The organism is Paenibacillus sp. JNUCC32 (assembly GCF_014863545.1).
Taxonomy (GTDB): Bacteria; Bacillota; Bacilli; order Paenibacillales; family Paenibacillaceae; genus Paenibacillus_AQ; species Paenibacillus_AQ lautus_A.
This window is the reverse complement of the sequence record NZ_CP062260.1, coordinates 4,084,475-4,107,779: the sequence shown is the minus strand read 5'-3', so window position 1 is coordinate 4,107,779 and position 23,305 is coordinate 4,084,475. Positions and strand designations below refer to the sequence as shown.

16 protein-coding genes are annotated in these 23,305 nt (G+C 55.2%); 12 read left to right on the top strand and 4 right to left on the bottom strand.

All coding sequences use genetic code 11. The features are described from left to right. The first annotated feature begins 114 nt into the window (after positions 1-114). The 4 genes from JNUCC32_RS18515 to mmsB all read left to right on the top strand — a co-directional run bounded on the left by JNUCC32_RS18515 (position 115) and on the right by mmsB (position 11,148). Positions 115-6,957 carry an invasin domain 3-containing protein gene (locus JNUCC32_RS18515; protein WP_192569408.1) on the top strand — a complete coding sequence of 2,281 codons (6,843 nt, stop codon included), beginning with the start codon at positions 115-117 and terminating at the stop codon, positions 6,955-6,957. A gap of 360 nt (positions 6,958-7,317) precedes the next feature. Then, positions 7,318-8,403, top strand: a complete 1,086-nt coding sequence (chvE, locus tag JNUCC32_RS18510; RefSeq protein WP_192569407.1) for a multiple monosaccharide ABC transporter substrate-binding protein — start codon at positions 7,318-7,320, stop codon at positions 8,401-8,403. Between the two features lie 43 nt (positions 8,404-8,446). Next, positions 8,447-9,979 (top strand): multiple monosaccharide ABC transporter ATP-binding protein, encoded by a 1,533-nt coding sequence (gene mmsA, locus JNUCC32_RS18505; RefSeq protein ID WP_192569406.1) that lies wholly within the window; start codon positions 8,447-8,449, stop codon positions 9,977-9,979. A gap of 2 nt (positions 9,980-9,981) precedes the next feature. Continuing rightward, a complete protein-coding gene (mmsB, locus tag JNUCC32_RS18500; protein WP_009591707.1) occupies positions 9,982-11,148 on the top strand; it encodes a multiple monosaccharide ABC transporter permease in 1,167 nt (388 codons plus the stop codon). An 85-nt stretch (positions 11,149-11,233) separates the two neighbouring features. On the opposite strand, the gene JNUCC32_RS18495 is transcribed toward mmsB, so the two are convergent. From JNUCC32_RS18495 to JNUCC32_RS18480, 4 genes are all read right to left on the bottom strand, one after another. Beyond that, positions 11,234-11,962 (bottom strand): Tat pathway signal protein, encoded by a 729-nt coding sequence (locus JNUCC32_RS18495; RefSeq protein WP_192569405.1) that lies wholly within the window; start codon positions 11,960-11,962, stop codon positions 11,234-11,236. Next, on the bottom strand, positions 11,959-12,837 hold the full coding sequence (locus tag JNUCC32_RS18490; protein WP_192569404.1) for an ATP-binding cassette domain-containing protein: 879 nt from the start codon (positions 12,835-12,837) through the stop codon (positions 11,959-11,961). Before JNUCC32_RS18490 ends, JNUCC32_RS18495 begins: the two co-directional genes overlap by 4 nt. Then, entirely contained in the window at positions 12,827-13,213 is a 387-nt protein-coding gene (locus JNUCC32_RS18485; protein WP_009591591.1) for a GntR family transcriptional regulator, read from the bottom strand. The genes JNUCC32_RS18490 and JNUCC32_RS18485 overlap by 11 nt, the downstream gene beginning before the upstream one ends. A 270-nt stretch (positions 13,214-13,483) precedes the next feature. Next, positions 13,484-14,077 (bottom strand): M15 family metallopeptidase, encoded by a 594-nt coding sequence (locus JNUCC32_RS18480; protein ID WP_192569403.1) that lies wholly within the window; start codon positions 14,075-14,077, stop codon positions 13,484-13,486. A 174-nt stretch (positions 14,078-14,251) separates the two neighbouring features. Here JNUCC32_RS18480 and JNUCC32_RS18475 point away from each other — a divergent pair, with 174 nt between their 5' ends. From JNUCC32_RS18475 to JNUCC32_RS18440, 8 genes are all read left to right on the top strand, one after another. After that, positions 14,252-14,779, top strand: a complete 528-nt coding sequence (locus JNUCC32_RS18475) for a hypothetical protein (RefSeq protein ID WP_192569402.1) — start codon at positions 14,252-14,254, stop codon at positions 14,777-14,779. Between the two features lie 190 nt (positions 14,780-14,969). Further along, positions 14,970-15,839 carry a MurR/RpiR family transcriptional regulator gene (locus JNUCC32_RS18470; RefSeq protein WP_036662487.1) on the top strand — a complete coding sequence of 290 codons (870 nt, stop codon included), beginning with the start codon at positions 14,970-14,972 and terminating at the stop codon, positions 15,837-15,839. A gap of 101 nt (positions 15,840-15,940) precedes the next feature. After that, positions 15,941-16,903, top strand: coding sequence for an ROK family protein (locus JNUCC32_RS18465; protein ID WP_192569401.1), 963 nt, complete (start codon positions 15,941-15,943; stop codon positions 16,901-16,903). 254 nt (positions 16,904-17,157) lie between these two features. Next, a complete protein-coding gene (locus JNUCC32_RS18460; RefSeq protein ID WP_192569400.1) occupies positions 17,158-18,474 on the top strand; it encodes an ABC transporter substrate-binding protein in 1,317 nt (438 codons plus the stop codon). An 88-nt stretch (positions 18,475-18,562) separates the two neighbouring features. After that, complete coding sequence (locus tag JNUCC32_RS18455) at positions 18,563-19,492, top strand: carbohydrate ABC transporter permease (protein WP_036662491.1); 930 nt, start codon at positions 18,563-18,565, stop codon at positions 19,490-19,492. Further along, positions 19,492-20,325, top strand: coding sequence for a carbohydrate ABC transporter permease (locus JNUCC32_RS18450; RefSeq protein ID WP_096775299.1), 834 nt, complete (start codon positions 19,492-19,494; stop codon positions 20,323-20,325). The genes JNUCC32_RS18455 and JNUCC32_RS18450 overlap by 1 nt, the downstream gene beginning before the upstream one ends. Positions 20,326-20,372: 47 nt before the next feature. Beyond that, positions 20,373-21,086 (top strand): N-acetylmannosamine-6-phosphate 2-epimerase, encoded by a 714-nt coding sequence (locus tag JNUCC32_RS18445; RefSeq protein WP_192569399.1) that lies wholly within the window; start codon positions 20,373-20,375, stop codon positions 21,084-21,086. Positions 21,087-21,251: 165 nt separating this feature from the next. Continuing rightward, positions 21,252-23,171: a DUF4855 domain-containing protein gene (locus JNUCC32_RS18440; protein WP_192569398.1), complete on the top strand. Its 1,920-nt coding sequence runs from the start codon at positions 21,252-21,254 to the stop codon at positions 23,169-23,171. Positions 23,172-23,305: the final 134 nt, after the last annotated feature.

The following is a 23,305-nucleotide window of genomic DNA, read 5'->3' as shown; positions in this document are numbered from 1 at the left end:
GACATCCTTTTTTGCTAGAATGGCGGTCAGGACCGTGGAATCATGGACAACATGCACCAGAGTCTCTATTCCTTGCTATTTACTTACTATTTATTTCAAGAAGGGGGGATTCCATTGCGCAGATTGAAAAAAATCGCGATGCTTCTGCTCGCATTCCTGATGATCATGCCGAATCTGCCGCAGCCGGCGCATGCCGCATCCGCGGCCCCCGCCGGCATCAAAGGAATCGGAGCGGGATACCTTCATTCCTTGCTGATTGCCGGAGACGGCACGGTTTGGACGATGGGGGACAACAGTGCGGGAGCACTGGGCAACGGCACAACGGATAATGCATTCCGACCCGTACCGGTGACCAAATTCGACGGTACGCCGCTGGGAAACGCGAAGTTCGTGACGGGCGGAGGCTATTTCTCGGTCGCGCTGCTGAATGACGGCACCGTATGGGCCTGGGGCAGGGGAGTCTATGGGACGCTCGGCAACGGTGCATCGGATAATCAGCATCGTGCCGTGCAGGTAACGGAGTCCGGCGGCGGGCCGCTAACGAATGTACGCAGCATCGCCGCGGCTTACAACCATGTTCTGGCCATCAAGGAAGACGGATCGGCTTGGGGGTGGGGATCCAATTCCAGCAGTACGCTTACCGATTATTATGACGTCATCAATCCCCGGGCCGTACGCATCAAGGCGTCAAGCGGATCTTATCTTAACGACGTGAAGGCCATAGGGGCGGGCGAATATCATTCCGTTGCGCTGCTGAACGACGGAACGGTATGGGCCTGGGGCTACGGAGGCTTCGGAGCGCTGGGCAACGGATCAACGGCCGACTCCGACTATCCGGTACAGGTGATCGATTCTGCCGGACAGCCTTTAACCGGCATTGCCGATATCCAAGGCAATCGATTGGGCGGCATGGCTCTGAAGGGAGACGGAACCGTCTGGGCTTGGGGATACAATGAGAATTTTAACCTGGGCAACCCGGGACTGACCTCTTCCAACACGGCGATTCAGGTTCAGCAGGCAGGTTCCTTGCCGCTTACGAATGTAGTCCGGATATCCGGCGGCGGCCGCATGAGCATGGCTCTGAAAAGCGACGGAACCCTGTGGTGGTGGGGCATGCAGAACCGGAACCTCCAAGTCGCGACAAAGCTGCTCGGCGACGCAGATCTATTCGCTGCCGGCGACAATCATGCCCTTGCGATTAAAGCGGACGGTACCGTATGGGGCGCAGGCTGGACCAGCAGGGGAGAACTGGGCATATCGGATGCCAGCCCTTTGGTATATTACACGTCTGCGCTGCAAGTATATCCGGCCCGGACGCAAATCAGCGCCAGTCCCGCTTCCATCGACGCGGACGGGACCAGCAAGACGACGGTCACCGTAACGCTCAAGGAAGGAAGCAACTATAACATCGGCAGGAGCGAAGGGACCGTTCAGCTTAACACGACAGCGGGCACGCTCGGTCCGGTCACCGATCACGGGGACGGGACGTATACGGCTGAACTGACGTCGTCCAAGACGACCGGAACCGCAACGATTACGGGCATCATTAACGGTTATCCCATGAGCGCAAGCGGCACGGTGATGTTCAATCCGCTTGGCGCTTCGGCCGTCACTTCAACGGTCACCGCGAGCCCGGCATCGATTCCGGCGGACGGCAGCAGTATCTCCACCGTGACGGTGCAGCTGAAGGATAGCAACGGAAATCCGTTGACGACGAGCGGCGGTACCGTGCAAATGAAGACGACCGCCGGTACGCTGTCCGGCGTGACGGACCGGAAGAACGGGACGTACACGGCACAGCTGAAGGCGCCCGTTTCCGTCGGTACGGCAACCGTAACGGCGGAGCTGGGCGGAACGCCGATCGCGCAGAAGGCAGCGGTCACGTTCGTCCCGGGAGCCGCATCGGCTTCGGCATCCACGATCAGCCTGGGGCAGAACACGCTCACGGCCGGAAGCGGAAGCACGGCGGTGACCGTCCGCTTAAAGGATGCGCACGGCAATCCGCTGGTGTCCGGAGGCGACACGGTAACGATCCAGTCCTCGCACGGCACGGCCGGGAGGGTAACCGACCATGGGGACGGGACCTATACGGCTGTGCTGACGGCAGGCACGGCCGCCGGCAGCGGGACCGTCAGTGCCGCGGTGAACGGGGCGACGATGCAGCAGAAGGCCGCGATTCAGATTCTTCCCGCGGGAGCGTCCACGCAAACCTCGGAACTGTCAGCGGCTCCCGTCTCGATCGTTGCGGACGGCAGCAGTAAAACGATGCTGACGGTACGGCTCCGGGATGCCTACGGCAACGCGTTGACGGCTTCAGCAGGTACCGTGTCCATGAGCACAAGCGGCGGCACCATCGGGGCCGTGTCCGACAAAGGCAACGGCACCTATACCGCGACGCTGACCTCGGCCTCTATGACCGGAACCGCTGAAGTATCAGCCAGTTTGAACGGTTCTCTGATCAAACAAACGGCCGTGGTCTCGTTCGTCCCGGGGGCCGCCTCCGCGGACAAGTCCAGCCTTGACTCTGCTTCAGGCAGTCTCCAGGCCGGATCGGGGACCACGACGTTAACCGTAAAATTGAAGGATGCGCGAGGCAATGATCTCGTGACAGGCGGCGATGCCGTGACGATGCAGGCCAGCCTCGGCTCCATCGGTTCCGTTGCGGATCAAGGCAACGGAACGTATACCGCGACGCTGACGGCGCCGACGGCAACGGGCATGTCGGTCGTATCGGCATCGGTTAATGGCGTGAGGCTTGCGCAAACGACGAACGTAAGCATCGTGCCCGGCCCCGTGTCTCTGTCGGCATCCACGATCAGCGCCGCGAACGCAAGCGTACCGGCTAACGGAACCGGCACGACCAGGGTTACCGTGGAGCTGAAGGATACGCATGGCAATCGTTTGACTGCTTCGGGCGGTACCGTAACCTTGTCGGCTACGGCAGGCAGCCTGAGTGCGGTAACGGATCACGGCGACGGGACGTACAGCGCGACCTGGACGGCGCCCACGACCGCCGGAACCGCAACGGTGTCGGGTTTTGTCAACGGCTCGGCACTTGCCGGCAAGGCAAGCTTGAACTTCGTTGCCGGAGCGGCATCGCCATCAGCGACGAGCCTGTCGATCGACCCGGCCTCGATTACGGCAGACGGAGTCAGTACGGCCGTCATTACGGTCCAAGCGAAGGATGCCTACGGCAACCCGGTGACGCAAGGAGGCGACGCGGTATCCGTCGAAACAAGCGGAGGCACGCTCTCCGCCGTCACGGACCGCGGTAACGGCACTTATACGGCTACCGTTAAGGCGCCGACGACCGCCGGCAAGGCCGTCGTCCGGGCCGAGCTGAACGGCAAGACCGTCACGCAGACGGCGGACATCGCGTATGTTCCGGGCGCCGCTTCCCCGGCAACATCGCTCCTCACAGCGGGGGCGTCCGCGCTCCCGGCTGACGGGTCAAGCACAACGGCGCTGACCGTGCAGCTGAAGGACGTCTACGGCAACAACCTGACGTCCGGCGGCGACAGGGTGAGCCTGAGCGCGACCGCCGGCTCGATCGGAGCGGTAACGGATCATGGGGACGGCACATACTCGGCCGTGTTTACGGCACCGACGGTTGCCGGTCCGGCAACGATCACCGCGACGGTGAACGGTGCGAAGCTATTGCAGACCGCGTCCGCTGATTTTGAGCCCGGAGCGGCTTCGGCGCGCGAATCGCTGCTGACGGCAGCATCCCCGGCGATGCCGGCTGACGGCGCCAGCACTACAACCGTGACGCTGCAGCTGAAGGATGCCTTCGGCAACGAATTGAAGACGGGCGGTGATACGGTCGTGTTAACCACGACGGCCGGAACGTTGGGCAGCGTTCAAGACCATGGCGACGGCACGTATTCAGCCATGCTGACGGCCGGTACGGTTTCCGGTTCAGCCGTCGTATCGGGTGCCGTAAACGGCGTGCCGTTGGAGCACCCCGTATCGGTGGATCTTCTCGCCGGGGCGGCATCCGCGACCGAATCGATCATCGAGACGGACAGCAAAGCAATCACCGTGGGCGGCAGCACGTCAACGGTTGTCACGATTCGGCTGAAGGATGCCTTCGGCAATGCGTTGACCGCAGGAGGCGACAAGGTCCTGCTGGAGACGACGGCCGGAACGCTGGGATTGATGACGGATCATCATGACGGTACGTACACGTCCATATTGACGGCCGGCACGGCGGCAGGCGAGGCCGTCATCACGGGAAGTGTCAACGATGTGCCGCTGGCGCACACGGCGTCGGTGCAGTTCATGCCTGGCCCGGCTTCGGCGGACCAAACGATATTGTCAGCCGATCGGGCAGTCGTCACCGCTGACGGGCTAAGCCGTTCAATCGTGACGGTACAGCTGAAGGACGCTTACGGAAACGAGCTCCGCTCCGATGCCGGATCGCTCCAGCTTAAGCTGGCGTCGACGCTTGGCCTGCTGACGGAGCCGAAGTACGAAGCGGATGGCCGTTACACGGCCGGCGTTTCATCGAATAGGGCCGGAACAGCCGTCATTACCGGAACCTTGGACGGCATTCGGATCGCCTCGGCAGTGACGGTATCCTTCGAGCCGGGCGAGCCTTCGGCGCTTCGCTCGACGGTCGATGCGGACCGGACCGGGCTGACGGCCGACGGCAAGCAATCCGCGCGGATTACGGTGCAGCTGAAGGACGCCGCGGGCAATACGGTTCCGGATGACGGCGGGCCCGCGGACATTCGGATTCATTCCTCGATCGGCACCGTTTCCGCGGCTGTATACGAGGCCGAGGGGCGGTACACGGCATCGCTGATCTCAACCGAGGCCGGCATTGCCGTCATTACGGCATCCGTGGACGATAGCGAGCTCGCAGACACGGCGGAGGTCGAATTTCTGCCGGGTCCCGCTTTGGCCGCTGCATCGGAGCTGTCCGCCGACAGCGGGGCAATCCCGGCTAACGGCTCTGCTGCCTCGACGATTACCATCTCAGTGAGGGATGCCTTTGGCAACAACACGGGGAGCGGGGCCGATATCCGGCTTGAAACAACGCTTGGCACCGTGACGGAAGCCACGTACCGCGAGAACGGCGTGTATACGGCGGAAGTCCGTTCAACCGAGCCGGGAGTGGCCGACATTCGCGCCTGGATCGGCGGCGAGCCGATTCGGGATGGCGTGCAGGTGACCTTTGCCGACGGCATATGGTTTACGCCGCCCTCGTACCGACTTCAAATCGGCGAATCGGTGCGCACGGTCGTCGAGGTGACTTACGGGGATGCTACCTCGGACGTAACCGCAGATGCCCGCTTTCAATATGATGATGGGCTGATTCGGGTGGCGCGGGCCGAGGACGGTTCCTGGTATGTCACAGGTCTTCGTACCGGGCGTACCGTCATGCAGGCCGTTTATGAGGCTGATGCCGGAAGGCTGACAGCCGCCGCCCCCGTCACGGTTTATGCCGTGCCGACCGGATTGACCCTGGATGCTTCCCGGTATGAAGTGAGGGAGGGCGAATATCGCCAGATCCGGGTAACTGCACATTACTCGGACGGCACGTCCTCCGATGTGACCGCGGAAGCTGCATACCGTCTTGCAGACAGAGGCTATGCATCCCTGAATGCAGCGGGCCGGCTGCACGGCATCCGGTCAGGGAAATCGTCCATGACCGTGACCTACGAAGGTTTAAGCACCACGGCCGAGGTTGCCGTTTTGCCGCCGGCTCACTCAGGCGGTGATCCTGGTTCCGGCGGAAGCCCGGGCAACGCCGTCGGCCTGCCGGGCAATGCCGGCGGGGTGAAACCGCCCGCAGGGGAAGATCGCGGTCTCACCGTCGATCTGGTGCTCGACGGGGAGTCCGGCCGGACGATCACGCTCGAGCACGAACAGCTGAGTTCAGGCCGCATCGTGATTGAAACGAGGGGCGGAACGAAGGAATGGTCGCTGCTCATGAAGCCTGCCGTCGTGGAGCGGCTGCAGGAGCTTGTCAGCGGCGCGGTGTTGGAGTGGCGCACGCCGCAGGGCGCATTAGTCTTCTCACTGGCTGAACTTGGCGAGCTGCCATCGGATTTATCTGCGGCTTTCATCGGGCTCACGATCAGAACGGCCGATGACGAGACGGAGACGAGACTCGTGGAGCTCTCGCGAAAAACGGGAGCGAGTATGCGGCTTAAGCCGTTCTCCGTGTCGCTGAACGCGTGGAAGCCGGACGGAACGGCGCAGCCGCTGGCAGATGGCCGATTATCCGCAACCTTCGCGCCTTCAGAGCGAATGCTGGCCGACGGCCGGTATTTGACGGCAGCTTACCTCGATGAAGCCGCCGGACAATGGAAACACGTTCCGGCCCGTTTCGCTTCGGCCGAGAATGCCCTTCTCACTTTGAAGGCATCGGGAACCTATACCGTTCTGGAGAGCCGCCGCGCATTCACCGACATGAGCGGGCATTGGGCTAAAGCCGACGCCGAACTGCTCGCGAACAAGCTCATCGTGCAGGGGACGGAGGGCGGCCGTTTTGAGCCGGGCCGCTCCATCACGCGGGCGGAGCTTGCCGCCATGCTGGTCAGGATGCTGGGGATCCATCCGAGCGGAGCGGCCGCGGTTCCTGCTTCGTTCAACGACGTGGCGGGCCGATGGTTTGCAGCCGACGTTCAAGCCGCTTATAAGGCGGAATTGATCCAAGGGTATGCGGACGGCAGCTTCCGTCCGGATGCGGCCGTGACCCGTCAGGAAATGATCGTCATGATCGCAAGGGCGATGGAAGCGACGGGACTTGGCAAGGAGGCCGAGGGAGCGCCGCTGCAATATGCCGACGATGTCAAGCTTGCAGCATGGGCTCGCGGGGCAGTCGACCGGCTTTCGCAGGCAGGACTGTTGACGGGCGACCAAGCGAACATGCTGGCGCCGAAGCGGGCGGCTACGCGCGCGGAAACGGCGGCCATCCTGGCAAGAATGCTGCAATCGGGCATGTGATCGCAGTATGGTCGGCGGGCGTTAGTGCCCGCCGGCCTTTTTATTTCCGCACGGAAAGAGAACATCTGGTTGCGTGCGGATATACGCTGCAGCATGGAGAGAGCCTCCGGTTCGTTGGCAAACAACAAACCGGGGGCTCTTTTTGACGACGATAAAGTCATTCGGGCCGGTTCCCATGGAGCATACTGTGCACATCTCGCAAGAATGCCGAACAACAAAAGTATGAAAATTATAAAAAAGGTTGTTTTCGTGGAAAGACCCCTCCACCCGAACGGAGGTATCCTTTTTAGTACAGAGAGGCTTTTCGAACCTTCGGTTGTAAGCGCTCTCGATTTCATTTTTCGGAAAGGGGAACTACCGATGAAGAGAGGATTGCCAGGATTGCTGATCGCGGTGCTGCTCTTGGCCCTGACGGCCTGCAACCTCGCCGAAAGCCAAACCGGCGATGCAAAGAAGGGTTACGTCGGCCTTGCGATGCCCACCAAATCATCCGAACGCTGGGTGGCTGACGGGAAGAACATGGAGCGGCTGTTTCAGGAAAAAGGGTATAAAACCGACCTTCAATTCGCCGAGGACGTGATTGAAAACCAGATTTCCCAAATCGAGAACATGATTACGAAAGGGGTCGACGTGATCGTCATCGCTTCGATCGACGGCAATACGCTGACCGACGTGATCAAGAAGGCCCATGATCAGGGAATCAAGGTCATCGCCTACGACCGGTTGATCCGAAACACCGAGCATTTGAGTTATTATGCCACCTTCGACAATTTCCAGGTCGGCGTTCAGCAGGCCTCCTATATTGAAGAGAAGCTTGGCCTGAAGGAAGGGAAGGGGCCGTTCAATATCGAGCTGTTCGGCGGATCGCCGGACGATAACAATGCTTACTTCTTCTATGACGGCGCGATGTCCGTGCTCAAGCCTTACATGGATTCGGGCAAGCTTGTCGTTCGGAGCAAACAGACCACGATGGCCCAGATTGCGACTCTGCGCTGGGACGGCGCCCTGGCCCAGTCGCGGATGGATAACCTGATCAGCGCCAACTACTCCAGCGAGAATCTGGACGCGGTGCTGTCGCCCTACGACGGGATCAGCATCGGCATCATCTCCTCGCTCAAGGGCGTAGGCTACGGGACGGCCGGCAAGCCGCTGCCGATCATCACGGGTCAGGATGCGGAGCTTGCTTCCATTAAGTCGATCGTGGCCGGTGAGCAAACCCAGACGGTGTTCAAGGACACGCGCCAGCTCGCCGAGCAGGCGGTGAAGATGGCGGAGAGCGTGCTGAAGGGAGAAGAGGCCGAGGTGAACGATACGGAATCGTACGACAACGGCATCAAGGTCGTGCCTGCCTATTTGCTTCCCCCTGTATCCGTTGATGCTTCCAACGTGGAGAAAGAGGTTGTGGAGACGGGCTACTATTCCAAGGAAGAAATCGGATTGAAATAGTCTTTAGTCAAGCGAACACGAAAGGATAGGAAGGTGAAGCCAGATGTCAGAGTACATTCTTGAAATGAGGAACATTACGAAAGCGTTTCCCGGGGTAAAGGCGCTGGACCAGGTGAATCTGAAGGTTCGCGAAGGCGAGATCCACTCCCTGTGCGGGGAGAACGGAGCAGGCAAATCCACGCTGATGAAAGTGCTGAGCGGCGTGTATCCTTACGGCAGCTATGAGGGAGATATTCTGTTCAAAGGCAGCGTCTGTGAATTTAAAAACATCAAGCAAAGCGAAGACCTGGGCATCGTCATCATCCATCAGGAGCTTGCGCTGATTCCTTATTTGTCGATTGCCGAGAACATCTACTTGGGGAACGAGCGCGCCGAGAAGGGCATCATGAACTGGAATGAGACGATGACGGGGGCCAAAGAGCTGCTGGATAAGGTGGGGCTCAGCGAGAACCCGAATACGCAGGTGGGCAGCATCGGCGTCGGCAAGCAGCAGTTGGTCGAAATTGCGAAGGCCTTATCCAAGAAGGTGAAGCTGCTTATTCTGGACGAGCCAACGGCGGCGCTCAACGAGGACGACAGCGAGAATTTGCTTGCGCTGATGCTGGAATTCAAGAAGCAGGGAATTTCCTGCATCCTGATCTCCCATAAATTGAACGAGGTGTCGAAGGTATCGGATTCCATTACGATTCTGCGCGACGGCCAGACCATTGAAACGCTGGATATGAGAGGCGGCGAGGTGAACGAGGACCGGATCATCCGCGGCATGGTCGGGCGGGATTTGACGAACCGCTATCCGGAGCGGAGCCCGAAGATCGGGGAGGTCATCCTGGAAGTTAAGGATTGGACGGTATATCACGAGCTGCAAGCAGGCCGAAAAGTGATTGACAATGTGAGCATGAATATCCGCCAGGGGGAGGTCGTGGGCATTGCCGGGCTGATGGGATCCGGCCGGACCGAGCTTGCGATGAGTATTTTCGGCAGGGCTTACGGCCGGAACATCACGGGTACGCTTCGGAAAGACGGCAAGGAAATCCGCAATCAGTCCATCAACGAGGCGATTGAAAACGGCTTTGCTTACGTGACCGAGGACCGGAAGGAATACGGACTGATCCTCATGGACGATATCAAACGCAACATCTCGCTGACCGGACTGTCCAAGCTGGCAAAGAACATGGTCATTGATGATCGGGAAGAAATCCTCGTGGCGGAAGACATGCGGAAGAAGCTCAAGATCAAAACGCCGAACATTCTCCAGAAGACGGGGAACCTCAGCGGGGGGAATCAACAGAAGGTTGTGCTGAGTAAATGGATCTATGCCGAGCCCGACATCCTGATTCTGGATGAGCCGACGCGGGGGATTGACGTCGGAGCCAAATACGAAATCTACGCGATCATCAACCAGCTGGCGGATGAGGGGAAGGCGGTGCTTGTCATTTCCTCGGAGCTGCCTGAAATTTTAGGGATCTGCGACCGGATTTATGTCATGAGCGCGGGACGGATGACCGGAGAAGTTGGCAGAGAACAGGCTTCGCAGGAAACCTTGATGAGATACATGACCAAGAATGGAGGGGCTTAAGCATGGAGACGCTCAAAAAAATGTTTAAAAACAACATCCGCCAATACGGGATGATCATCGCCCTTGTTGTCATTATGATTTTTTTCCAAATCATTACGGGAGGGCTGCTGCTGGAGCCGATCAACATCACGAACCTGATTCTCCAGAACAGCTATATTCTCGTACTGGCCATCGGCATGGTGCTTGTCATCATTACGGGTCATATTGATTTGTCGGTCGGTTCGGTAGCCGCCTTCGTCGGCGCCGTTGCTGCGATCATGATGGTCGATATGCAGCTGCATCCGGTCATTGCCGTCATCGTATCCTTGATCGTCGGCGGTCTGATCGGAGCATGGCAGGGATTCTGGGTGGCTTACGTGAGGATACCGGCCTTTATCGTAACCCTGGCCGGCATGCTCCTGTTCCGCGGCCTGACGATGATTGTGCTGGAGGGCCAATCCATTGCGCCGTTTCCGGGCGGCTTCCAGAAGCTAAGCTCCGGCTTCATTCCGGACTTCGGCAACACCGGCACCAACCTGATCGCGATTCTGGCTGGCATCATCTTTACGGTTATTTTCCTGATCAATGAGCTGCGGGAACGAAAGGCCCACAAAAAATACAACTTCGACGTTCTGCCAAGCGGCTTGTTCCTCCTGAAGCTGGTGCTCATTGCGGCCGTGATCAATGCCTTTACGTTCATGCTGGCTAGTTACGCCGGCCTGCCGAACATTCTGATTCTGCTGCTGGTGCTCATTATCATCTATTCCTTCGTGATGAACAAAACCGTGATGGGCCGTCATATTTATGCGCTTGGCGGCAACGAAAAAGCGGCGGCGCTGTCCGGCGTGAAAACCAAGAAGGTCACGTTCTGGGTATTCGTCAATATGGGCGTCATGGCCGCCATCTCCGGTTTGATTTTTGCCGCCCGCTTGAACGCGGCGACGCCGAGAGCCGGTACGAACTTCGAGCTGGATGCCATCGCGGCGAGCTTCATCGGCGGCGCTTCGGCCACCGGCGGGATCGGGACGGTCTTCGGCGCGATCATTGGGGGGCTCGTCATGGGCGTCCTCAATAACGGGATGTCGCTCGTAGGTCTCGGCATCGACTGGCAGCAAGGCATTAAGGGCCTGGTTCTCCTCGCGGCGGTAGCCTTCGACATTTATAATAAGAAGAAAAGCAGTGCCGCTTAATCTATACGGTGGCGTTATATCATAAAATGGCTGATTCCGGGGTAGAAGGTGCTACCCTGGATCAGCCATTTATTTTGCGTATTGGTTACATTTTGATCGTAACTCTTCGGGTGATCAGCCGAATCAGAATCATTGCAATCAGGATGACGGCCAGGGAGCCTGCGAGCGAAACCGGCAGCGTGACGGAAAAGTCTGTCGTGACCGGCAACCACTGTTCCCATATGGAAGCCAGCTCGAACTGCCACAATGCATCCATGAAGCCGATCAACATGAGGGCAACGGCGATCCATCCCAAGCCGCGAATCCAGCCAAACCGGTAAAATCCGGATCCAATCATCCACCCCATCAAATAATAGATGAAGATTTGGATACCGTAGGAAACGAGCGTCAGCAGCCAGCTGTTGTCGAACTCCTGCAGCAGTCGGGTGCTTCCCGCATCTTGTGATGCAAACAGCGAGACAATCCACTGGATCAGTGCCGCGGCAACCGGAAATGCCAGGGACAGATAGACGGCCGCTAAAGCGGAACCACCAAAGAAATCCCGGCGCGTAATGCCGTGTCTTACATAATAGCTCAGAAAACCGTAAGCTGAAATAATGCCGATGACAAGCATAAATCCTTTGGTGGAGCGGTATGCGATGGAGAAGAAGTCCTCATCTGATATTCCTTCCCGAACATTGATGCCAATGATGCTGCCGATGCCGGCTCCAATATAGATCAGCAGCACAATCGTTAGAAAACCCAAAGCCCAGCTGCCTTGTTGAATAAACATTTCCGTCGATACTTTGCTTACGGGCGATGACGTCTTTTTCATGCGGAATACTCCTCCCCCGTCAGATGGATAAACAAGTCCTGGAGCGAGATCGGCCCGATCTCAAGTCCTGCCTTCAATGCGGCTGATTGAGATGCCTCGCCCAGATCCCCGTAGACCATGACGGCCTTGGTGGAACCGAGCTGCTGCACGTTGAGCACCTTCATGCCCTGGATGAATTCGTCCACCTTGGCCGCGGGACCCGTAATGGATACACCTCTGGACGTAAGGCTTTCATAATCGTCTTGAAGAATGAACCGGCCTTTGTGGATGATAATGACTTCCTCAAACAAATAATCCATCTCCGATACCAAGTGGGTGGAAAGAATGAACGTACGCGGATGTCGTTCCTGGTCCTTCAGCAGTTCCCGGTAAAAAATTTCGCGCGAAGGCGCATCCATGCCGAGATAAGCTTCATCCAGAATGGTAACCGGCGACCGGCTGGCGAGGCCGATGCATACGTTAAAAGCGGACTGCATGCCTTTGGAGAGCTGCTTGAGCTGTTTATCCAGGGGCAAATTGAATTTGCGGGCAAGCTCCAGGGCATAAGCCGTATCAAAATGGGGCCGGTACCTGGCAACGGATTCAATCGCGGCCTTGACCTTGTCCGTCTCCTCTTTATAGTCGACATCGTAGATGTAGGAAACTTCCCTCATGATTTTGGCATTTTCGAAGGGCTGCTCGCCGCCAATCGTAACCGATCCCGACGATGGTTCGCGAAATGAAGCCAGGATCGACAGGAGCGAGGTTTTGCCTGCGCCGTTGCGACCGAGGAGACCGTAAATTTTGCCGGCCGGGAGGCGGAGGGAAATATCGCGGACGGCTTCGACGCTGCCGTATGTCACCGATACCCGATCTAACTGTACATCAAGATTCATGGGGGTCACTTCCTTTTAACTGGGTTATGATTTGAACAAGCTCATCCGTGGACAAACCGAGTTTGTCCGCTTCCTGTACCATAGGCACCACATAATGTTCCGCAAATGCACTCTTTCGGGTCCGGAGCAGCATTTCCTTGGCCCCCTCAGCAACAAACATGCCGACACCTCGCTTTTTATAGATGAGTCCGGAATCAACCAGCAGGTTGATTCCCTTCAACACCGTAATGTGATTTATTTTGTAAAATTGGGACAGCTGCGTCGTGGAAGGAACCTGTTCACCTTCAAGCAATTGGTCATTGACGATCTGGTCCTCGATCTTTTCCTTGATCTGGATGAACAGGGGCCTATTATCTGGATGCACGGTACCGCTCAATAAGAATCACCACCTTGCCTTCATTGTCCTGTTAAGGTTATATGCTTATATATATGACTATATAACCAAAACGTGAACGGCATGTCAAGCATTTGGTTGAATATCACACCTTCGTCGAGACGCTTTAACAGCGAACAACATCAAAAAAGGCCGACCGGAAGGATCCGGTCGGCCTTGATTTATTTACCTGATGCGTTAGTCATATTGGAGTATAGCTAAAGTATGCTATGCGAACCTCGATGCTCAATTAAAACAAATAACAATCTCATTTCATTTGGCTTCCGAATACTCGGAAGCGTCCATGGGAGGGAGCTTTCCCCGTTTCAAATCACGGATCGATAATCCAAAATCGATTTGCAGATGCGGATAATCCGGAAAGTTGGCCCAATCTCCGCCCCACTGGAAGCCTAAATCTTTTGCAATCTCCACGACTTCCATCCAGTCGGCCTTGCCGTTTCCGTTCCCGTCGTATTCCATATCCCAGATGACGCTGCCATCCTTCAGCCTCAGCGCAAAATCAATGGCGAGTCCGTAATTGTGGAGGGATTCCCCGGCCTTGGCATTCGTCACGATGCTGCCCTCGGTGCTGCGGCCCTGATTGTAGATGCGGGTCTGCTCTTCGTGGCTCCGGTAACCGTCCGTTATGACAATCGTGATCCCTTTTTTCTTGGTGAGACGGACAAGCTCATTCTTTTGCTGCAGTACATAAGGGTGGAGCTGGGTGATTTCAGGGGATTCTTTGCTATTAAAATCAAAATCGAGATCGTTGATAAATCCCGGTATGGCGGTTTGCAGCTGCATGTAGAATATGGCGAGCAATAAGGCAACAACAAGGAAAAGCGTCGTTTTTTTGCGTTTGATCATGCGGACTCTTTAATCTACCTACTTTCATATGATGGCTTACTCTATTATATCGGCATCCCGACCCGCATTCCAGCAGACCGTTAATCACGCCCAGATACCGGAATGAATAGCAATCCATGGTTTATCGCATCCTAGTTCATAAAAAGGACTTGGTCCGGAAATGGGGAATAACGAATGAGCAATATTCAAAACATGTCGATGAGACTCAATCAGCTATCCAGCCAATTGGCTGCTGCAGGGCAGAACGGCCGCATGGACGAAGTCGGGATGATCGTGAACGAGCTCGGCGGGATCCACGCCGAGCTTCAGAATGCGCAGGCTTCGGTCACGCCTGAAACTTCTTCCGCCGTGCGCCAGGAGCTGGTGAACTGCAGGATGGTGCTGCATGGGATGATGGGGGCGGCTCAGGATATCCGAACCGCTGCGGCGGAGCAGTACCGACAGGTGCTGGGCGAGAATAAAACGATGTTCGAACAGCTGGACGAGGCCGCGCAGCAGAGCGAGTATGCGCAAGCCTATCAGTATCGCCAGCTGTTCAAACAGATGGATCAAGTCAGCCAGCAGCTGCATCAGCTGGATGGCTCGATGCTGGACGCAGGGTACCAAATGGAACGGGCGCAAACGGCCGGCGGCGGCCTGAACGGGGCAGTGGCTATCGAGGAACTGACTTCAAGCACGGACGACAGCGGAACGATGATGTAAGCATGTTTGATGAGGATGCGTGGGACAGAATTTTTCTTAATGCAACGAAATCATGATGGAAGCTGCAGTATCCGATCCATAAGGATGCTGACAGCTTCTTTTTTGTTGTTGAAAGAAAACTCTTTTTTAATATATAATTAAGGAGAAAATATTCTTTTTTTGTCCAGATAGAGAGAAATGAGGGATCGGAATGGCAAGAGTAGGCCCAAGACTGAATCAATCCAATACGCTGCTGATGATATCAAGCATTTATTCTTCCCTGACCAAGACGGAGAAAAAAGTGGCTGATTACGTAAAAGGTTTCCCTGAGGAAACGGTCCTTGCCACCGTTACGGATTTGTCCGAGAAAGCAGGGGTCGGAGAGACCTCCGTCATTCGATTCTGCCGCAAGCTGGGGTTCCGGGGATTTCATGAGTTCAAGCTGTCCGTTGCACAGGACTTGGTGGATCGTCCCCCATCCGTAGTCGATACCTCTATCGATGAGCAGGACGACCTGATGACGGTGGCTCGCAAGCTGACGATGCAGCATGAAATTTTACTGAAGAATACGCTGGATCTGGTGAATGCCGACAATCTGAGGATGGCGGTTGATAAACTGCTGGCCGCAAACAAAGTGTATGTCTATGGCGTAGGCTCTTCAGGCATAACCGCCCTGGATTTGCATTATCAGCTGATGAGGCTGGGACTCAATGTGGAAGCGCACCGGGATTCGCATATTATTGCCATGTCCGCTTCATTGGTCAAGAAGGGCGATCTCGTATTCGCCATATCCACTTCCGGAAGCACGCGCGACCTGGTGGATCCGGTGAAGGAAGCGAAGAAGAATGGAGCGGACGTCATCTGCTTGACCGGGCACCTGCGCTCCCCGATTGCCACGTACGCAGATACGGTGCTGCTCGTGTCTTCCCGGGAAATGCCGACCGAGGGCGGGGCACTGGCGACAAAATTCATGCAGACGTATATGCTGAACATTCTTACAACGCTCTTAACGATGAAAAAAGAGGATGCCTCGGAATCGTTGAAAAAAACCGCAAGTTCCGTTGCGGATAAGCTGTACTAGTGAATCGATTCCTTGAATCGATTCACATATTCATCATAGGCGAAAGCGGGGTGATCTTTCGTTCGTTTTTTAAGGATCACAGAAGGGAGTGTTACCTTGTTATGGGTTACGCCATCGGCGTTGATATTGGGGGGACGAAAGTCCAATTTGCGGTCATCGATCGAGGGGGGGAGATCATAAACCGGCATCGGGTGCCAACCGAGGCCCATAAAGGTCCAGAGCAGCTTATGCACAAAGTGCTGCTTGGCATCGACATGATGATGAAATCGGCCGGCGCTGAGGGAGAGGTGCAAGGGATCGGCATAGGCAGCGCAGGCCAGATCGATTTTCGGGAAGGGACCGTTCTATACGCGGGAGATACGCTTCCCGACTGGACGGGGACGGCAATTAAACGGCTGGTAACACAGCGTTATAACACTCGCGTGTATGTGGACAATGATGTCAATGTCATTGCGATGGCGGAGAAGATGTACGGGGTTGGCAAACACTGCGATAATTTTGTGTGCTTGGCTCTTGGCACCGGCATCGGCGGTGCCGTCATGGAATCAGGACGCCTTCTGCGAGGCGTCTTTGGCGGGGCGGCGGAGCTCGGCCATGTTAGTGTTGACATTAACGGCCCTCGCTGCAGCTGCGGAAATAACGGATGCATCGAGCTGTATGCCTCCGGAAGCGGGATTGCCAGAATAGGCCTTGAAATGCAAAGAAATGAAAGCGTTTCATATGCATGGAGGCCTAATTCCCGGGATATTATTCGGGCTTGGCATCAGGATGATCCATCCGCCACGGCGGTCATGCGGGTGGTCATCCGGGCGCTGGGAGCTGCTGTTGCCGGGTATATTCATGCCTTTAATCCGGAGGTCGTTGTGATCGGAGGCGGGGTTGCGGAATCCGGTCCCCGTTTTTTGCAGGAGCTCGATCAGGAAATCGATGCCCGAACGTCTTCGTATATGAGATGCTGCTGCCGGATTATGGCTGCGAGTTTTGGCAATGACGCCGGCGTCATTGGAGCGGCGGCCCAAGTATGGTTTTACGGTGAGATGGAGTGTATGCAATACGTCATATAGATGGATCATTACTCCAAAATAATTCAAATAACTAAAAAATATTTTTAATGTTGATCTAGGCGTAATTATCATGAAATATCCTAGATGCAGCAAGGATTATGATTATAATCCTTGCTTTTTTTATGCCCGGATAAAAACAAAAACAAGAAAATTAAGGATTGACGAAAGAGTAATTATCCATTAATTTCTGTTTAGAAGGAATTTTTCTTCAGTTATGAAATTATAAAACCATGAAATGTTGGAGGGTGAGTCATTTGAAGAAGCACTATAGAAAGAAGTCGTTTCACGTTTTGCTTATGCTGCTCTTAGCCTTCTCCACCGTATTAAGCGCATGCTCCGGAGCGGGCGGCACTGGCGGCAAGGCCGGCCAGGACGGCAAGGTTGAAATTCAATTATGGAGTTCTGCCACAGCAGAAAACGCGAAGCCGATTGAGGATGCTGTAGCGAAATTCAATGAAAGCCAGGACGACATCGTAGTCAAGACACTCAGCAATCAGGATCATCAGAAACAACTAACCGCGATTTCGGGGGGCAGCGCTCCGGATCTCATCGTAACGCAGTGGAATAACATCGGACCTTGGTCTGCTGCCGGTGCGGTGCAGTCGCTGGAGGAATTCATCAAACGGGACGGATTCGACACCAGCCAGATCATTCCTGCGGCGCTGGATCGCATGAAGGTCAACAATGATATCTTCGGGTTCCCGATTTCCATGAGCATGGCCAATAAATTGTTTTACAACAAAAAGGCGTTCGAGGAAGCAGGACTCACGGCTCCGCCGGAGACGCTCGAAGATCTGTTCGAATATTCGAAGAAGCTGACCAAGAAGGACGATAAAGGAAATATAACGCAGATGGGCTTTATACCGGATTACCCTTGGATCGATAACGTGTTTTGGCCGATCATCTTCAACGGCTCATGGGACGACGGCAACGGGAAGCTGACCGCGAACCAGGAAGCGAATGTAAAGGCCATTGATTATCAAGTGAATTATTATAAGGAATTCGGGCAGGAGAGCATCGATAAATTCAAATCGGGCATGGGCGGTCTCGAAACTCCGCAGGATCCGATCCTGACCGGCAAGCTGGCCATGATTATCGGCTGGGAGAACTGGTATGTCAAGCATCGCGGCGAAGGCAAGGAAGTCGGCGTAGCGCCATTCCCTTACCCAGCAGCCAACCCTGATCTTAAAGGCTCCGGCATGGTTAGTCCGATCGCCATGTTCATTCCATCCAAGGCGAAGCATCAGGAAGAGGCGTGGAAGGTGATGCAGTACCTGCTCGGTGAGGACGTTCAGATTGAATACAGCATCCAGAGCGGCTCTATCCCCGTTCTAATGAAAGCGCTTGATAATCCGAAGCTGACGGAGAACCAAGAGGTGAAGGAACTTTGGGACTATTATGAAAGTGCGAAAAATCCGAATTTGAAGGGCTTCCCGAACAGCATTTACATTAACGAATACTTGCAGACCTTGAATGAAGAAACGGAGAAGGCGCTCAAAGGACAGATAAGCGCTCAGGAAGCGATGGATAATGTCGTGAGCAAGATGCAGCCGATCGCGGACAAAAAATAATCTTGATGATGCAGGAGCGGCGAGTACGATAGGCAGGCTGGCCGCTCCCTGCAGGTTGTTGTTTTTTACTTGGAGGTGAAAAGATCACATGGAACGTTTGGAACCCCGGAGCGGAATGAAGAGCAGGGAAAGAAAACGGCTGATCATCGGACTTTTGTTTTTAAGTCCATGGATATTCGGCTTCCTGGTCTTCCAGCTCTATCCGATTATCACGTCATTGTATTACAGCTTCACGGAGTATAACCTGTTTACCTCGCCCCAATGGGTCGGCCTGGACAATTATGTGGAGATGACCCAAGACGGCAAAATGTTCTCATCCCTGTACAACACCGCATTCATGGCTTTGTTCGGATTTTTCCCCCAACTTGCGTACGCGCTGGGCATTGCCCTGCTGCTAAACCAGAGCGTCAAGGGACTGTCCCTGTACCGGACGATTTATTTCCTACCAACGCTGGTCCCGGCCGTAGCGGGATCCTTGCTGTGGATTTGGCTGTTGAACGCGCAATATGGTTTGGTGAACCAGATGCTGGGCGCGATCGGCCTGCCGGAACCGAATTGGCTGATGGACGAGAACTGGACCAAACCGTCGCTGATTATGATGGGTTTCTGGGGGACCGGGACGATCACCATCATGTATTTGGCGGCGCTGCAGGAAGTGCCCAAAATGTATTATGAGGCCGCTTCCATTGACGGTGCGAACAAGTGGCATAAGTTCTGGCATATCACGTTGCCGGCCATCTCGCCCATGACCTTCTTCCAGCTCATTATGGGGCTGATCGGCTCCTTTCAATATTTTTCCCAAGGCTACGTGTTTGCGGAATCAAGCAATCAGGCCATTGGCGGGCCGGGGAACTCGATTTTGTTCTATGCGATTTATTTGTTCCAGAACGCCTTCATGTTCCTGAAGATGGGTTACGCCTCGGCGATGGCTTGGATTTTGTTTATCATCGTGCTGCTGCTGACCCTGTTAATCTTCAAAACATCCAGCAAGTGGGTCTTCTATGGAGGTGAAAAATAATGAACGAAGCATTTATCGGCCGAAAGATCATTCCTCATATGCTGTTAATCCTCGTGGGCCTGCTGTTTCTGGCGCCCTTCGCCTGGCTGCTGCTGACCACCTTTAAGACCGAGGAGGAAATCTTCGTCATTCCCATCCAATGGATTCCGACGGAATGGATATGGGATAACTACGTAAACGCGGTCAACATGATTCCGTTCATCAAATACACTTGGAACACCGTCGTGATTGCCTTGATGAGCGTTGCAGGCGTCGTGATTTTATCGCCGCTGGTCGCGTACGGCTTTTCGAGAATTCAATTTAAAGGCCGAAACATGCTGTTTATCCTGATGCTCAGCACGCTGATGCTCCCCATGCAGGTAACGATGATTCCGCTGTATGTCGTATTCAACAAGGTCAACCTGCTGAATTCCAACTGGCCGCTGGTGCTGTCGGCGTGGTTCGGGACGGGGATGGCGTACAATGTGTTCCTGATCCGGCAGTTTTTTAACGGAATTCCGATGGAGCTCACCGAATCAGCCAAAATCGACGGCGCGTCGGAGTTTCGCATCTACGCCCAAATCGTGCTGCCGCTTGCCAAACCGGCCCTTCTGACGATCGGCCTGTTTACGTTTCTGGGCGCATGGGGCGATTTCCAGGGAGCGTTGATTTACTTGAACGATCAGGAAACATGGACCCTGTCCATCGGCCTGAAGCAATTTATTCGGGAGAATGGGGTGGCGTGGGGGCCTTTAATGGCAGCCGCTACGCTGTTTACGATTCCCATCATCGTTCTATACTTCTTCGTCCAGAAGAAGTTTATCGAAGGCATCACGATTACGGGCTTGAAGTAAACGAAGGATGACGCAAGTTTATACTAAACCAGATGTAGGAGCTAAATATGAGGCGGATGATTACAGATAGAGGATTAGTGGTGTCTTGTCAGGCGTATGAGGGAGAGCCGCTGTTTGGACCGCAGCATATGGTTGAAATGGCGAAAGCGGCCGTGCTGGGAGGAGCCATCGGGATCCGGGCCAATGGAACGGCTGATATTGCGGCGATTAAAGCGGCGGTGAGCGTGCCGGTCATCGGGCTGCTGAAACGGCAGATCGAAGGTTATCCCGTTTACATTACGCCGACCCTTGAGGATGCCTTAGCCGTCCATGAGGCCGGCGCCGATATTGTAGCAATGGACGGGACGCTGAGGCCGAGACCGGATGGGAACAAGCTGAAAGAGATAGTCGATGAGCTGATTCGTCGGGGAATCCATGTGATGGCGGATGTTTCCACCTTGGAGGAAGGACTGTATGCAGCCGATTTGGGCGTTCATTATATTTCCACAACGCTGTCCGGGTATACAGCCTATAGTCCGGAAACGACAAAGCCCGATATCGGGCTGGTCGCAAGGCTGGTTCAGGAAACGCGGCTGCCGGTTATAGCCGAAGGCAGGTTTGCCAGCGCGGACGACATGATTCAGGCTCTGAATGCCGGCGCCCGGTTTGTCGTGGTAGGCAGCGCAATTACGCGTCCCCAGGATATAACCGAACGATATCGGAAATCGATTGAAGCGCAGGTGGATCTGAACGAAGGAAAGGGCAGGGGGGGTCGAATATAGGATTGGAGGCATGAAGGCAGATCATGACTGGAAGGGGGTGAGATGACGAAACCATGGCAATGGCGCGAGTTACGGCGCCGGCCCACGATTGCTGGAGCTCGTAAGGCTGAAGTCCGGTGAAAACCGGCGAAGATCAGGAAGCATGATAAGAGGAGGTTAATTTATATGCGTTCTATGAAACAACGGGTATCGTTAGCCATGATTGTGGCCATGATGTTCTCGATCATTCCTTTCGCTTATGCTGATGAGGCTCAATCGGAGGTGCGAAACCTGGCAAGAAATGCAACCTACTCGTGGTCGGAGGCCCCGGAAGCCAATTATCCCGACCCTGGCCATAAACTGAACGACGGAATACATGGAACGCGGAATGTACTGGATTCCGCATGGGTCGGTCATATACGCAAGAAGACGCGTGAGGTCGTATTTGATCTTGGCGAGGCCAAATCCATCTCGGGCATCAACGCGCGTTTTCTGCAGGATTGGCCTGGCTCGGCGATTCTGTTTCCGCTAACGGTTTCGATGTATGTCTCGGACGACAATGTTCATTGGGCGAACTTGACGAATAAAGCGACCCAGACGTTATGGGTGGACGGTCCGCCTGTAGACGAAACGTACGCTTGGGATAGCCAGACCGATGGCGTGCCGGGCTTCGAAGATGGGAAGTTCGCTTACGCGCGTTATGTGAAGGTAAGCTTCACCATGCATACAAGGGCCTGGACCTTCATCGACGAAATCGAGATCATGGGGACTGATGGCAAAGCCGCTGGGGCGGTGCAGCTTCCGCCGCAAGAATTTAAATATTTGCAGCCGGGAGAGGCTACGGCCGGCATTCATGATTTATCCCTTCTATACAATGGTCATTATGCCAATGGGGATGGAGACTGGAGCAAAGAGGAGATCATTCCTCAGATCAGCTACGTGGACCAGAACGGGGAGCCGGTGGATTGGTTTTTTGACGGCGTGCTTACGCTTGGGTTGATATCGCCGGATGGACGCGACTTTGGCGGCGGCGCGAACCTGAAGGACTGGAAGTGGTACCTCGACAAGACTTTTGATGCGGACGGCGAGATGCACCAGCTCAATGAAGCCACCAAGGAGGTGGGAGCCAAGCTGGGGCAGCCTGACCATAAAACCAAGGTGGTCGTGATGATCCCGGATACGGGCGAGTATCTAACCGACTTCGGCGACGTGGACGGAGATGGAATCTCCGAAAATTTTAACGCCGGGGCCATTGGCGAGGAGTCGGCCATGGCGAACAGGCAAAAGGCGATCCGCTGGTGGATGGACGAAGTGCTGCAGCGGTGGGAGGCTAACCATTATTCCAATCTGGAGCTTGCCGGTTTATACTGGCTGTCCGAACAGGTAAGCACAAGCGCTTCCGGTCCGGATATGCTGAAATACGTGAACGGCCAAATTCACGGCGAAGGCTTAAAGTCCTTCTGGATTCCTCATTTCTTGGCCTATAAGAGTTATATGTGGGAAGAGGTCGGATTCGACGCGGTCGCGTTCCAGCCGAACTATTTCTTTGAAGACATGAGCAGCGAGCGCCTGGACGATGCCGCATATACGGCCAAACGATTCGGGATGGGCGTCGAGATCGAGTTTGACGGACGGATGCTGACCGACGAAGTATTCCGCAACCGGTATAAGGAATACCTGGATGGCGGCGTGAAGTATGGCTATATGAACGATACCTTCAAAGCGTATTACAAAGGCTCGGGGCCTGTGTTAAGAGATGCAGCGGCAAGCCAGGATCCGGATATCCGGATAATGTATGACTGGTTGTATCAGTTTGTTAGAGGAACGTACCAGCTGGAGAATACAAGCTCCCTGCACCTGAAAGGTCTGGTCGATCAGCTGGAGCAAGCAGGCGGGTTTGCGAACCATGGGGCTGCCCGCTCGCTTACGGCGCACCTGGATTCGGTCATCCGCTTCGAAGAGAAGGGGAACAAGCAGCAGGCGGCCCACCATTTGGACGGCTTCATGGAGTTGCTGGAAAGCCATAAGCAGAGCGGGACGGTATCCGGCAAAGCCTATCCCTTGCTGAAGGCAAACGGCGAGTATTTGGCGAAGCATATGCAGTAGCATTCAGACGGATAAGAGTTCGCTCAACAGCTATTTTCGTTTGGCGAAGCGACTAACGGCTGTGGAAGAGGAAGAGTTGCATAAGAAGGGTGAGCCAAAGGAGAGACCTTGGCTCATCCTTCTTTTTCCTTATG